The sequence below is a fragment of the Providencia sp. Me31A genome (assembly GCF_050487165.1).
In the GTDB taxonomy this organism is placed as follows: Bacteria; Pseudomonadota; Gammaproteobacteria; order Enterobacterales; family Enterobacteriaceae; genus Providencia.
The window spans coordinates 1-14,124 of the sequence record NZ_JBKQGZ010000018.1; the positions used below are offsets into that span (position 1 = coordinate 1).

10 protein-coding genes and 8 pseudogenes are annotated in these 14,124 nt (G+C 39.3%); 8 read left to right on the top strand and 10 right to left on the bottom strand.

The window, feature by feature from the left end:
• On the top strand, positions 1–1,193 hold a 1,193-nt coding region (locus ACLPIE_RS15120; RefSeq protein WP_430262609.1), incomplete at its 5' end, for a BCCT family transporter.
• A gap of 71 nt (positions 1,194–1,264) precedes the next feature.
• Here the strand turns inward: ACLPIE_RS15120 and ACLPIE_RS15125 are convergent.
• From ACLPIE_RS15125 to ACLPIE_RS15155, 7 genes and pseudogenes are all read right to left on the bottom strand, one after another.
• Positions 1,265–2,122, bottom strand: a complete 858-nt coding sequence (locus ACLPIE_RS15125) for a universal stress protein (RefSeq protein ID WP_071548921.1) — start codon at positions 2,120–2,122, stop codon at positions 1,265–1,267.
• Between the two features lie 2 nt (positions 2,123–2,124).
• Positions 2,125–3,603: a SulP family inorganic anion transporter gene (locus ACLPIE_RS15130; RefSeq protein WP_273840467.1), complete on the bottom strand. Its 1,479-nt coding sequence runs from the start codon at positions 3,601–3,603 to the stop codon at positions 2,125–2,127.
• Between the two features lie 284 nt (positions 3,604–3,887).
• A pseudogene (locus ACLPIE_RS15135) lies at positions 3,888–4,175 on the bottom strand (ArsC/Spx/MgsR family protein); the annotation flags it as partial.
• A 200-nt stretch (positions 4,176–4,375) separates the two neighbouring features.
• Positions 4,376–5,455 (bottom strand): annotated as a pseudogene (locus tag ACLPIE_RS15140) (IS91 family transposase).
• 33 nt (positions 5,456–5,488) lie between these two features.
• A complete protein-coding gene (locus ACLPIE_RS15145; protein ID WP_430262610.1) occupies positions 5,489–5,656 on the bottom strand; it encodes a hypothetical protein in 168 nt (55 codons plus the stop codon).
• Between the two features lie 379 nt (positions 5,657–6,035).
• Positions 6,036–6,526 (bottom strand): annotated as a pseudogene (locus ACLPIE_RS15150) (fimbrial protein).
• A 109-nt stretch (positions 6,527–6,635) separates the two neighbouring features.
• The gene (locus ACLPIE_RS15155; protein WP_281111417.1) at positions 6,636–6,962 is read right to left on the bottom strand and encodes a helix-turn-helix domain-containing protein; all 327 of its coding nucleotides are present in this window, start codon (positions 6,960–6,962) and stop codon (positions 6,636–6,638) included.
• Positions 6,963–7,514: 552 nt separating this feature from the next.
• Between ACLPIE_RS15155 and ACLPIE_RS15160 the strand changes: the two are divergent.
• From ACLPIE_RS15160 to ACLPIE_RS15175, 4 genes and pseudogenes are all read left to right on the top strand, one after another.
• Positions 7,515–8,214: pseudogene (locus tag ACLPIE_RS15160) on the top strand (IS1 family transposase).
• A 307-nt stretch (positions 8,215–8,521) separates the two neighbouring features.
• Positions 8,522–8,773: pseudogene (locus tag ACLPIE_RS15165) on the top strand (transposase); the annotation flags it as partial.
• A gap of 223 nt (positions 8,774–8,996) precedes the next feature.
• Positions 8,997–10,349, top strand: a complete 1,353-nt coding sequence (locus ACLPIE_RS15170; protein WP_430262611.1) for an IS110 family RNA-guided transposase — start codon at positions 8,997–8,999, stop codon at positions 10,347–10,349.
• A pseudogene (locus ACLPIE_RS15175) lies at positions 10,350–11,273 on the top strand (IS3 family transposase); the annotation flags it as partial.
• A gap of 188 nt (positions 11,274–11,461) precedes the next feature.
• On the opposite strand, the pseudogene ACLPIE_RS15180 reads toward ACLPIE_RS15175, so the two are convergent.
• The 3 genes and pseudogenes from ACLPIE_RS15180 to ACLPIE_RS15190 all read right to left on the bottom strand — a co-directional run.
• Positions 11,462–11,719, bottom strand: a pseudogene (locus tag ACLPIE_RS15180) (recombinase family protein); the annotation flags it as partial.
• Positions 11,720–11,803: 84 nt separating this feature from the next.
• The gene (locus ACLPIE_RS15185) at positions 11,804–12,004 is read right to left on the bottom strand and encodes a hypothetical protein (protein WP_430262654.1); all 201 of its coding nucleotides are present in this window, start codon (positions 12,002–12,004) and stop codon (positions 11,804–11,806) included.
• Positions 11,946–12,071, bottom strand: a pseudogene (locus tag ACLPIE_RS15190) (IS6 family transposase); the annotation flags it as partial. The gene ACLPIE_RS15185 and the pseudogene ACLPIE_RS15190, both read right to left, overlap by 59 nt.
• A gap of 498 nt (positions 12,072–12,569) precedes the next feature.
• On the opposite strand from ACLPIE_RS15190, the gene ACLPIE_RS15195 reads away from it, so the two are divergent.
• The 3 genes from ACLPIE_RS15195 to ACLPIE_RS15205 all read left to right on the top strand — a co-directional run bounded on the left by ACLPIE_RS15195 (position 12,570) and on the right by ACLPIE_RS15205 (position 14,118).
• Positions 12,570–12,902, top strand: a complete 333-nt coding sequence (locus ACLPIE_RS15195; RefSeq protein WP_281111419.1) for a helix-turn-helix domain-containing protein — start codon at positions 12,570–12,572, stop codon at positions 12,900–12,902.
• Positions 12,903–12,974: 72 nt separating this feature from the next.
• Entirely contained in the window at positions 12,975–13,505 is a 531-nt protein-coding gene (locus tag ACLPIE_RS15200) for a fimbrial protein (protein WP_281111420.1), read from the top strand.
• 76 nt (positions 13,506–13,581) lie between these two features.
• Positions 13,582–14,118, top strand: a complete 537-nt coding sequence (locus tag ACLPIE_RS15205) for a fimbrial protein (protein ID WP_430262612.1) — start codon at positions 13,582–13,584, stop codon at positions 14,116–14,118.
• The last annotated feature ends 6 nt before the right edge of the window (positions 14,119–14,124 follow it).

A 14,124-nucleotide genomic window follows, 5' to 3' on the forward strand; every position in this document is an offset into this window, starting at 1 on the left:
CGGGTTTATTATTATTATTAATTGGGATTTTAGGCCCGACAGTACTGTTACTTAAATCTTTTGTCCAAAATACCGGGGCTTATCTTTCAGATATCATCAATAAAACCTTCAATCTTTATGCCTATGAGCCGCAATCGAGTGAATGGTTAGGGGGATGGACATTATTGTATTGGGGATGGTGGCTTTCATGGTCCCCTTTTGTGGGCATGTTTATTGCGAGGATCTCTCGAGGCCGTACTATTCGTGAGTTTGTTACAGGTGTTTTGTTTGTTCCTGCTGGGTTTACACTGCTTTGGATGACTTTTTTTGGAAATAGTGCCATCCATTTGATCCGTGATAATGGGGCAGAAATGTTGGCGCAAGTCGTTCAAAAAGATGTTGCTCTCGCCTTATTTGAATTTTTAAATTACTTTCCGTTTTCATCTGTTCTTTCTTTTGTCGCTATGTTGATGGTCATTGTTTTTTTTGTGACATCTGCGGATTCTGGGGCGATGGTTGTCGATACATTGGCCTCTGGGGGGGAAATACATACACCTGTTTGGCAACGTATCTTTTGGGCTTTTTTGATGGGGGCCGTTGCAATCACACTTTTACTGGCCGGCGGATTAACGGCATTGCAAACCATGACGATAGCGACCGCACTCCCCTTTGCGATTATTTTATTGATTGCTATTGTCGGATTGCTAAAAGCTTTACGGATTGATGTGTATAAAAAAGACAGTCAACAGCTCGCTACCTTAGCACCGAATACCGGACGTGGGGGGTTATCATGGGAGCGTCGATTACGTAAAATAGCTTTCTTTCCTAAACGTAATCAGGTTAAACGTTTCATGACTGAAGTGATTGAGCCTGCTATGCAATCTGTTGTCACTGAGTTGGAAAAGCAGGGGACCGAGGCCGCTATCCATAATGAGAAAGACGATAGGGTGACTCTTGAAGTACAATTTGGTGAGAACTTCAATTTTCTCTATGAAATACGATTACGGGACTATCTGACGCCTTCTTTTGCATTAGTGGGTATGGATGATGATGAAAATAATGAGTCTCAGAAATACTACCGCGCTGAAGTTTATTTAAAGGAAGGTGGGCAAGACTACGATATTATGGGATGGAGTGAAGCGCAGATTATTCATGATATCCTCGATCAATATGAAAAACACATTCATTTTATTCATATTGTCGATAAATCGTAGCCACTTATTATGATAGAGAGGTGACGAAAGCGAGTCACCTCTCTTGGTAATAATGACTATAGACGAAAAAACTAACGAATGATGAGTAATGACACGGGCGTTTTATGTATCATCTCTGTCGTATGACTTCCGGTAAAAAATTGCCTCAATCGCGAATGACCAAAAGCCCCCATGATGATCAAATCAATATGGTGTTGTACTGCAAAGTTACACAACTCATCAACGATGCTATTGTCACCCTCAAGTAAATTGGCTTTCACCTGAATACCGGCTTGATGAAGTTGGTTTTGTGCTTTTTTGAGCTGACAGTCTTGGTTACCGTACATCACCAGATAGCAATCACTATCGGCTAATAATTTCACTTGTGTTAACCGATGAATGATTCGTTCACCTTCCTCACTGCCATCAAATGCAATCATCATCTTTTTCGGTGGGGTAAAGTTTCGCTTACAGATAAGCACTGAGTTTTTTTGAAGTCGAATAATGCCTTCGAGTTGACGGCCAATATGACCCGTTAACTCAGATTGCTCGCCTCGACGACCGAGTACAACAATATGCGTATCTTCTTGATTTAGTACTTCGGCTAACGTTCCTTGTCGCTGAAGTGTATTAACATCATGAAGACCTAAATCTTGAGTGATTTTTTTTGCTCTCATCAATAATTGTCGGCCTTCCTCACGGGTTAAACGCGCTCGCTTTTCCTCAATATCCACGAGTTCATTCAATAAAGTTTCTCGGGTATCAAATCCTATGATCCCACTTAAATCATGGTGTGCTGATGTCGAGATTTTTTCATTCATGTGTAACAGTGTCAGTGGTAGGTCGAGTGTTTGGGCTATCCAGACACTGGCCTGACAAACGGCAATTGCCGAAGACGAACGGTCAATACACCCAATTACGCAATTTTTTTGAATGATATCTGCTGCCATAATTAATGACCTCCCATGAATTTTTCAATTTTTTTCGGGTCGTCATGAATACCAAATTTATCAACCAATGTTGCAGTGGCTTCATTCATCCCTTTAATTTCAACATCAATGCCTTCACGTCTAAACTTAATCACCACTTTATCTAACGCACTGACGGAGGTGATATCCCAAAAATGAGCATGATCCATATCGATAATCGCTTTATCAATGTCTTCTTTAAAATCAAAAGCATTAACAAAGCGTTCCGATGTAGCAAAGAAAATTTGTCCTCGAACCTCATAATGGCGTGCTTTTTTATCCCTGCTTGATGTAACTGCCATGTATCGCGCGACTTTATTAGCAAAATTAAGCGCTGTGATGAGCACTCCGACAAGTACCCCGTAAGCCAGATTATGGGTCCAAACGACAACAATGACGGTGGCTATCATAACGACACTGGTTGATAGCGGATGAACTCGTATATCAGCAAGGGAGCGCCAAGAAAAGGTTCCAATTGACACCATAATCATCACAGCAACTAACGCCGCCATTGGAATTTTTGATACCCAATCATTAAGAAAAACCACCATTAACAATAAAACAATACCGGCAACCAACGTAGATAATCGGCCTCGGCCACCCGATTTAATATTGATGATGGATTGACCAATCATCGCACATCCTGCCATCCCGCCAATAAAGGCAGTGGCAATATTCGCAATACCTTGCCCTTTGCATTCTCGATTTTTATCACTGGTTGTATCGGTCAAATCATCCACAATCGTTGCGGTCATCATCGATTCCAATAAGCCAACAACGGCAAGCGCTAGTGAGTAGGGTAATATGACCAGTAGCGTTTCGATATTCAAGGGAATATCAGGCACAAGGAAGATGGGTAAACTGTCAGGCAAAACGCCCATATCACCGACTGTGCGGATATCAAGACCCAGACTAATTGAAATTACCGTTAATACAACGATACACACTAATGGTGAAGGAATGGTCTTATTGATTAATGGAAACAGATAGATAATCCCTAAGCCTGCCGCGGTCATCGCATAAACATACCAACTTACATGGGTTAACTCTGGAAGTTGGGCTAAAAAAATCAAGATAGCTAACGCATTAACAAACCCCGTTACGACAGAGCGTGAAACAAACCGCATTAAATTACCGAGCTTTAAATATCCTGCGATAACTTGAAATATCCCAGTTAATACCGTCGCAGCTAATAGGTACTGAAGGCCATGTTCTTTCACCAGAACGACCATTAAAAGTGCCATTGCACCCGTTGCGGAGGAAATCATGCCGGGGCGCCCCCCGATAAAAGCGATAATTACCGCAATAGAAAATGCGGCGTATAACCCCACTTTGGGGTCGACGCCGGCAATAATTGAAAAAGCGATAGCTTCAGGAATTAACGCTAAAGCAACAACAATACCGGCTAGGACATCCCCACGGATATTACCCAGCCAGTCCTGACGAGTGGAGGACAAAAGCATATTAGACTACCTTGTAATCTATCAATCCCAAGATGGGAGATTATATTTTAAATAAACGAAATTATCCCAAAGAAGGGATGTGGGAATTGGCTGATTTAGTATCAACCTAAAAGGAAGGAGGTATCTCAGGGTGGCGTAAGGCGCATAATATGATCAGCTGTTCCTATGAATAGTATGTTTTTTTTAAAATACCAATATCAACGACCTTAAGCAAGTACCGGATTAACATGAGCGTACTGATGCCATACATCGGTACGCTCATCATGATAAATATCGTCAGAGATTTACTTTACTCTGATGCCTTGTTTATCAACAATAACCTCGCCATCTTCTTTGATAAATTCACGTTGTTGCGAATGAGGTAATATATCCAAAACGACTTCTGAAGGTCGGTAAAGCTTAGTTCCTACTGGTGTAACAACAATCGGTCTATTAATCAGTATTGGGTACTGCAACATAAAATCAATTAATTGCTCATACGGCTCAACATTTTTTCGTAATAACGCCCTTACCGTAATTTTCATATCGGCAATAAGTTTTACTAATATATCCTTAGACGGCAGGGTTTCTAAATTTTAATTTTTCAATGTAATAGCATCGAGTGTTAATGCTACCGTATAAGATATCGCCTGTAGCCCTTGATATTACAGGGCTAAGAGCAAACTTTGGACTTTTCGATGAAATGGGCGCGTAACCCCTATTTAAACCTAACCATGCTAGTGTGTAATCGCACTTTTTTTAACCAAAAACTGAAATTTTAGGCACACTGCTCCTAGGCTACGGTTTGTAGCCATCGTTTTTTAGCCATTTATCCCGCCTTTCTGACAGTAAAGTGACCGCGTGTAGGCCTTTTTCCGCACTCATAAACCGCAGTCGGTTACCACATAAAATGCATTGGTACGGATCCGTGTTTAAAAATCCTTTGGCAAGCGCTGCAAAGCCCAGTTTTTCAGGGTCGTTAGGATGTATCATTTCTTCTTGGGATAGGGTCTGTCGTCGGTATTGTTGGCTATGGTGGTCATAATAATGATGGAGTACGGTGCCGCCACTGTAGTGCTTCAATTGAGACGCTGAGATAGGGGGCCGCTTTAGATAACGGCCCAGATATTTTATATTGTGCCAGGCCCATCGGGTCTTTTTAGCAAAATGGAGTTTCCAATAACGTTGAAACTGGGCATTGAGGTAACGATACCACGTTGGGGAATCGCGAATATGCCCGAAACCAGGCAATTTATTCGGTAGTAACTGAATAATAGCTGTCACGCAGGAGCCGAATAACGGCACTACGCCAGACTTTTTCGACGTCTTTCTTTTTAAAGAAAATGGGCTTCCAGGTGTCGTATTTGGTGAGACCGCCTCGGGTTACTGACAAATGAATATGCGAATGTTGATTGAGTTGGCGACCGTAGGTGTGGAGGGTGCAAAAGATACCGATTTCGAGCCCAAGCCATCTGGCGTGTTTGAGCATAGCACGCGTTGCACAGCGAAAGAGTTGGTTGAGCAAGGGCCAATTATTGTTGAAGTAAGGCCAAAGCAGGTGAGGCATCGTGAGAGTGATGTGTTGCCATTCGCAATCCGGTTAGATATGCCGTTGTTGTGCAATCCACTGTTCGGTACCTTTGAGACCACAGGCACTGCAGGATTTAGATTTACAGGTTTGGCAAAAGAAGCGAGAATGGGTGCAATCAGGAGAAGAGCAGCAATAACGACGAACGCCCATCGCACAGGTGCTACAGGCGAGCATCTTTTCAACACAGAGGAATTGCCATTCATCGACGTGATTATTTTCGATGAAGCGATTCCATCCATCATCGTATTGAAATAGCCGTTTAGCAGGTCTAGGAATATACATAGAGCTGAGTATAAAAGACGAGAAGGGAGTTGCCTAGAAATAGAGCGGCTCTGCCGCGATGCTCACGCCGTAGGCGTGCTTATGTTCTTTCCATACGTAAACAATCGATGAATTATTTCCTGTCATGCCATACTTTTTACAATCAAAAGTTCCTGATGTTGCTGATTTCGCTGAGGCATTTGGGATATACACTGTAGTCATAATAGAGCGCCTAACCTTGACAACATTTTCGATATAACGTCGAGCAGTAGATTCATTGTCTAATAAATTACTACAATCTATCTGATCTATAGTAAAATATCTCACATATTCTCCATTGGAGTATAAAATGGAAATATAAACCGAATCTTTTCTATGGCACCCACCGCACTTATCTCCAGGCCAATCTCCTTTATAATAAAAAAACGTTACTTGGATCCCCTACATATATAGCAGAACCACTCTTTCCATCCGAAGATAAATCAACATTAAAATCCGCAAAACAAATAGAAGTATAAAATCCCAACACAGAAAAGATCAAAATTTTAATTATATATAAAAACCTCTAATAAATATTTTTTTTCTGGCTATTAAGCATTAATTATTCGTACGACAGCGTAAAGCCAGCTACGGAGCTAAATTCACCGGCAGTGATAGTTTTAATATCATCAGCATTACCCATTAAATGCGCCGAAAAATGCAGAGTGTTATTACCATCCTGAATATTTTGGAATGGAGTTAGTGTACCTAACGTAATTACATTCCCGCCACCATTTGTAATTTGCACGCCTGCTCCGTGCCAGTACCAACAATACCTAATGTTTTATTTGACTTATCAAATGAAGCTGCTGCACCACTAAATGTTAATTGAACGCCTTTCTTTACGTCAGTTACATCACAATTTTCTAAAGAGATGTCAAAAGTACGTGGAGTAGATTTACCACCATTAACTAAAGCCATATTTGATATTTGTCCAAACTCAACAGTTTGATCAATTGAATTTGGTGCAATAGAACATGGTACATCAATAATAGAGCCTTTAAAATTCACTTTTCCATGGCCCATATCTGCTGCAAAAATAGAGGTGCTCATAGCACTAGAAACTAGTGCTAATAAAAATATTTATTCATATATTCCTAGATTATTTACAAAATTTTCAAAAGTTTTTATTTTTGTGAAAATGTTTAAATTACGATGGTTATTAAAAGTAGGTAGTATCGGAAGATGCAATTATTGATTTCAATAATATTGGGTTATCAGAATTCCCATCCTCCATTTCAACTAAAATATATTTAATTATTTTTTCAAGTGGAACATTTAAAATAAATGATAAATTAAATAACGTACTCAAAGAAATTTTATTAACTCCACGTTCATATCGAGACATCTGTTGTTGTGATATATTTAATTTTTTTGCTAGTTCATCTCCTGTCATTCCACGTTCTCTTCTAATTCTCTTAATAATTTTTCCGCAATAAGTGGAAATTTCATTTTCGTGACTAATAATTATATTTTTTTTAATTTGCATGTTTATTATTACTTCCAAAAAAATAAAAATGATTATCTATTATTAATTGTCCATAAATGATTAGCTGTTTTTTTAATTAACACAATTATAAAAATTAAATAATTAAAAGTAAAACTCCTTTAATTGAACCGTATATTAAGTATCAAATTGTTACAACTTTTACTAAATAGTGATAAAACTTTAAATATCAATTAATTATAAAAAAACATCAGTTTAATTGTTTTTTATCCACTCGAAAATGGATAAAAAAAAATCAATATTTTAATCTAAAAATAAACTAAAAATAGATATTTAACGTTGAAATTTACGAAAATTAATAATTTGACTTAAATATTTGCAAAAAAAACAAAAAAGAAACACAACACGCATTTATTGGGTTTTTTATTTAATGAAAAAAGCTTAATAAAATAATAATAATCATTATTTTTCAAATAATTACCTTAAAACTCTATTAGAGCGTTAATGGTTAGGGAAATGGATGAATTGTTTAACGGGTCATGTATTCAATCCGGTGTGTATCCTGTAATATAGGTAATTTACCGGAAAATAGTCATGACTAAAGTCGATGTAAGGTGCGCATTTTGTCTACAAACTTCCTCAGTGAAAAAACATGGATTAGGGAGTACTGGCAACCAACATTATCGTTGCCAAGACTGCAGCCGAAGCTTCCAACTCGATTATGAATATCGAGCCTGCCAACCCGGAACTCAAGATAAAATTATCGACCTAACGATGAATAATGCAGGTATTCGTGATACTGCCAGGGCTCTTCATATCAGCATTAATGCTGTTGTTCGTACTTTAAAAACTCTCGCCTAATCAGGTAACTTCTTTACCCCTTGATAATTTGCACATTGAACTCCTTTGCAAGGTTGATGAATAGTAGTCTTTTGTCGCTAATAAGAGGCAACAACGCTGGCTCTTATATGCTTGGGAGCCCCGTCTAAAACGGATTATTGCTCATATATTTGGTCGTCGAAACAAGAGCCCCCTTCGTCAGTTACTGGCTTTACTATCGAGGTTTAATGTGGCTTTTTGGTGCGCGGATAAGTTCAGTGCTTATGAGATATTGTCCAAACAAAAATATGTGGTAAGTAAGTTTTATACACAACGAATAGAAAGAGAGAATTTGAACTTGAGAAACCGTTTAAAGCGACTTAACCGTAAGACTTTAGGTTACTCAAAGTCACCAGAAATGCATGACAAAATCATCGGCACATTCATAGAGCGTGAATACTATCTATTATTATGATGATCTCTATATTGAATACACCCCCCTTTTTCTGTACTCATAAACCGCGGTCGGTTCCCATATATGTTAATGATGATAAACTTCATTTCTCAATAACACATTAATTTTATTTGGTTTTTAAAGACCAACAACTTCCACCATACAATGTAGAGCCAACGATTTCTTCCCATATACCATGTTCGATGAGTAAGTGTTTAACCGATTGAAATTCGATAGCGCTTAAAACGCATTCCTTGAAGTGGCATAGTTAATTTGGCCACCTGAGTAGAGGTGATATTCTTACCTCAATAACATCACAGGTGAGCACATGGTTAAGCAATATTCCGCAGAGTTTAAACTCGAAGCTGCTAAAATGGTCGTTGACCATCATTACTCCGTGGCGAAAGCCGCACAGGCAATGGGCGTGAGCCTGGCCGCACTTAATCGCTGGGTTAAAAAGCTGCGATTAGAACGTCAAGGTAAAACACCAACAGGGCTCCCACTTACGCCTGAACAGATTGAACTTCGTGAGATGAAAAAAAAGATACAACGCCTTAAAATGGAAAACGAAATTCTAAAAAACTGCCTACATGTCACAACATCCCCCATCTGACTAGAAACACATAACGATCTATACTCTACATTAACCGGATAGTGGTCGTACGCCTTTTGGAGACATAAATCCCGTCAAAAAACCTGACCCAGGGAAAGCTGCGGACCCGATGTTGGTGACATAGACCCCGTTTAGGAAAGTGATTAATCCGAGTTCCCCATCCGGTATTTACCATTAAGTCGAGGTCATCATGTCGAAATTACAACCAAAATCCCAATCGCTTCCCGTCATCAACCCCAATGCTGCGGGGATTGATATCGGTGGACGCTTTCACGTTGTCGCAGTTCCTCCAGAGTGCTGTGACGAACCAGTCCAAACCTTCAAAGCATTCACTGGCGATATTCATAACATGGCTCATTGGTTAGCTAAGTGTGGCATAACGACCATTGCCATGGAGTCCACGGGAGTATATTGGGTACCTGTGTATGAAATTCTGGAAGAGCATGGTTTTGAGGTTGTCCTTTCCAATGCACGTGATACCCGAGCCGTTCCTGGAAGAAAAACCGACGTGGGAGATGCGCAATGGATCCAACGACTTCATGCATGTGGTTTGCTCAAAGCCAGTTTTAGACCCGAAGCGATCATTGCTGAGCTTCGTGCGTATATGCGTGTGAGAGAACGCCTTTTGGACTATGCAGCTGCGCATATTCAACATATGCAAAAAGCACTCACTTATATGAATATCCAATTGAGTATTGTGGTTTCGGATATCTCTGGCGTCACGGGTATGAAGATTGTTAGAGCTATAGTCGCAGGAGAGAAGGACCCAAATGTCTTGGCAAAATTAAGAGATCCACGTTGTAAAGCGGACGAACAAACGATTAGTGCAGCACTAAACGGAAATTATCAGCCAGAACATTTATTTGCACTTCGTCAGGCTGTTCTTATGTATGATGCCTATCAGTTACGAGTCGATGAATGTGATGTGCAAATTGAATCAGTACTCAACAGGCTTTGCATGGATTCAAGTGAGCCTAAAGAGCCTATTCCCAAACCCAAGAATAGAACCAAACAGCCCAACGCAATGACGTTTGATGTGCGAGAAAAATTGTATCGCTTAATAGGAATAGATCTCACACAAATACATGGCATCGGCTCTTTTCTTGCATTACGACTGATATCTGAATGTGGCACGGATATGAATAAATGGCCAACCGAAAAGCATTTTACATCATGGTTAACATTGTGCCCAGGGTCAAAAATTAGTGGTGGTAAGGTGATGTCGTCCCACTCCCGAAAGAGTAATAATCGAGTTGTCGCTCATCTCAGGCTTGCTGCAACGACGGTGGGTCGGTCAGATACAGCCCTAGGTGCGTTTTATCGAAGACTCTCATCTAGGGTAGGTAAAGCAAAAGCGGTAACCGCGACAGCAAGAAAAATAGCCATACTGTTTTACAATGCAATGAAATATGGAACAAAGTATCAAGATCCTGGCGCTGAATACTATGAGAAGCGGTATAAAGAACGGGTAATAAAAAACCTTAAACGTCAGGCTGAGAGAATGGGGATGTTCTTACAGGCAAAAGAAGAATGTGTTTCTTAGGAAGGCTACGGCGCTCTTAATGTCGGACTCATTGAAGGATTCTCGATAATCGACAAACTAAGAGCGCATTATCCTGTCACAACACTTTGCCAACTTTTTGAACGTCATCGCAGCAGCTATCGTCATTGGCACCTTCGGATGAAAAATGCCATACCGGATGGGGAACGAGCGATTAAACGCAGCTTAGTTAAAGACGCTTGGAACTTAAGCGGGGGCTCTGCTGGCGCAAGGACTCTCGCCACGATAGTGACGACTCAATACGGAGTGAATATGAGCCGTTACCTTGCCGGTAAGTTAATGAAAGAACTTGGAATTACGAGTTGCCAGCACGTAAAATATCGCTATAAACGCGGAAGTAAAGAACATGTCGACATCCCTAATTTACTCGACCGCCAATTTGCTGTTACCTCCCCCAATCAAGTGTGGTGTGGCGATGTTACGTATATTTGGACAGGAAGGCGATGGGCTTATCTGGCTGTTGTGTTAGACCTCTTTGCCCGAAAACCTGTTGGTTGGGCGCTATCCACGTCCCCCGACACAGGGTTGACATTAAAAGTCCTACAAATGGCTTGGGAAATGAGGGGGCAACCAAAAGGGCTGATGTTTCATAGTGACCAAGGGAGTCATTATACCAGCCTTGAATACCGTCAACGATTATGGCGTTATCAAATCACCCAAAGTCTGAGCCGAAGGGGAAACTGCTGGGATAATAGCCCAATGGAGCGATTTTTTAGAAGTTTAAAGTATGAGTGGATGCCTTCAATCGGTTATGAAAGCTTGAAAGAAGCAGAGCGTAGAATTATCGGTTATATCACGGGTTATTACAGCGGCATCAGACCTCACTGGTATAACGGGGGATTGACGCCAAATGAATCAGAGCGACTGTTTTACAAACAGTCTAATAGTGTGGCCAATATTAGTTGACCACTTCACCTCTTCTCCTTTTGGTGAGATCAGAAGATAACCTTCAGGTATGCGAACAGAGGATTGAAACACAGATTTCGTGGATAAACGATAAAATGTAGTGATTGTGTACGCTCGGCGTAATAGGATGAGCAGCTGTTCTGTTGATACCGCCATATATTTATCCTCCTTTATAAATAGAAAATAGGTTATTTTTTCTGATAACGCAGCTGAATTCGACAGACTTGTGAACAACTATAGCCTGTGGCATCGGCGGTTTCACGAATACTCAGCTCTTTGTATTTTCGGTAATAAATCACTTTCTCATGGCGCTCTTTATCTGCCTGCTTTCCTTTGTATTTACCTAAATTTTGGGCACGTTCGATACCTTGTTTTTGTCGTTCAAGGCGACTGATCCAATCTTTTTGTGACATGGCCGTCATCAAATCAATCAACATGGTATTAATGGGCTTGTTGCAAATAATAAATTAGCGTATTTTTTGCCCCATGCCCCATGGCATGTTTCACGCTAAAACCGTCTCCACATTGAATTAGCGACTCATAAAGGCAGAGCGCTCCCGTACACGAAACTCGGGTTCATCACGACGTAGCCATTCATCAAATTGACCTTTATTCAGTTTTTGCAAAGTTTCAATGCCTTGGATTGTCGCCCAGGCCCGCTTAGAGATTTTGAACCCCCCGTTCAGCCAGCATATCACTGACGTTGGCATAACTGAGTGGTGTTGAGCCATACTAACGTAAACACCAAAGGATAATCGTGGAGGCAAAATGTTTCCATTTGAACTCATTCGCTGACATGGCTTTTCCTAAAGAGAGCATCGACAGTATGAGTGTTTATCAATTAGGTAATTTTTGCAACAAGCCCCCAGATTGAATACTTGAGAACAAATTGGAGTATGGCCAAACAACCCAAAATAAGCGTATTTGCTTGTTTTTATTTGTGCGTATGTTACAAAGTAATACAAATTATCAATATGTGTTTATATTAGATTAATATTTTGTTTTTTAATTTTTTATGATTTATTATTCTGTGTTTAGCTTATCAATTTTTGACTAATTAAAATTTAAAAAAATTAACTAACCTAACTTACCTAATGATATGTAGGTAAAATTAAAGGGTATTAAAAATTGTAACATGAGAGTAATTAAGTAAAAGTTCGATAGGAGACGATTTGATCTTTAAGTTTTACACCTTATAATTGTACCCGCTTGGTTAAACCAGTTATGAATTTTATATTTATTTAATTACTAATTTTAAATTAGTAATTGTTTTCAATTACTGGAAAGATTACTAATATGAAATTTGAAAAGAATAGCATTAATAGTCAGTGTGATAATCTATTTTCAATTTACTGTGGGGCTGCTATTAAAAAGATCAGAAAAGAGTGTGGGATGACTGGCACTGAACTGGCAAGAAAATTAAATGTTTCACAGCAACAGATGTCTCGGTATGAACGAGGTATTAATAAGATTTCAATAGATATGTTATTTAATTTATCAATAGCATTGAATGTCCCATGTGAAAAAGTAATTAAAAATGCTTTACTTAAAATGGAAAAATCAAATTGTGATGATGAGTTAATATTGAAAAAAATAATAATAGCTTCTAATACCGTCCACTTTTATTAATCATAGTTGAATAAATATTTTTTAGTAATAGAAGTAAATCAAGTTGTTTGTTTATAAATCATTGAGGAATATATGAAGAAAATATTATTATTAGCACTAGTTTCTAGTGCTATGAGCACTTCTGTACTTGCTGCAGATATGGGCCATGGAAAAGTGAATTTTAAAGGCTCTATTATTGATGCACCATGTTCTATTTCACCAAATTCAATTGATCAAACTGTTGAGCTTGGACAAATATCAAATATGGCTTTAGTTAATGGTGGTAAATCTACTCCACGTACTTTTGATATTGCATTAGAAAATTGTGATGTAACTGACGTAAAGAAAGGCGTTCAATTAACATTTAGTGGTGCAGCGGCTTCATTTGATAATTCAAACAAAACGTTAGGTATCGTTGGTACTGGTGCAGGAGCAGGCATACAAATTACAAATGGTGGCGGGAATGTAATTACGTTAGGTACACCAATACCATTCCAAAATATTCAAGATGGGAATAATACCCTGCGTTTCTCAGCGTATTTAATGGGTAATGGTGGTGATATTAAAACTATTACTGCCGGTGAATTTAGCTCCGTAGCTGACTTTACGCTGTCATACGAATAATCAATATTTAGTAGCTAGCAAAAAAGGATATTTTGCTGGCTTATTTCAAATGGAAGCCAGCGTAGGAGAGGAAGCAATGAAATATTTAATGATCAGTAGACTGCTTTCGTTGAGTCTTAGTATGTATTCTCTCATAAATATTTCCCCTGCCAATGCGCTAGGTTTGGTAAAGATGAGTGGCAGTATCATTGAAACAGCCTGTGCTATTGATGTTGGTAGCCGTGATCAAACTATTAATATGGGAAGCCTCTCTCTGAGTGATATCCGTCGAGATGGTCAAGGCCCAGTACATCCGTTTGTTATTAAGTTAGTTAATTGTGTTCTTGAACGTCAAAACCCGAATAAACCTAATTGGCAATACTTTCGAGTCACCTTTGATGGTGCACATCAACACGGATTATTTAGTGTGAATGGTCAAGCCAAAGGTGTTGGACTACAAATTCAACGTAATGATGGCAGAGAAATTATTGTTCCAGGACAAGCTCTATCTGCTCAAACTTTGACGCAAGGCTCCCGTGATTTAGCTTACGAATTAAGGTTGGTAGCTAATCATACTCCATTAGTATCAGGGCAGTACTACAGCCAATTAAGCTTTAAATTGGATTATGAATAATTCAAT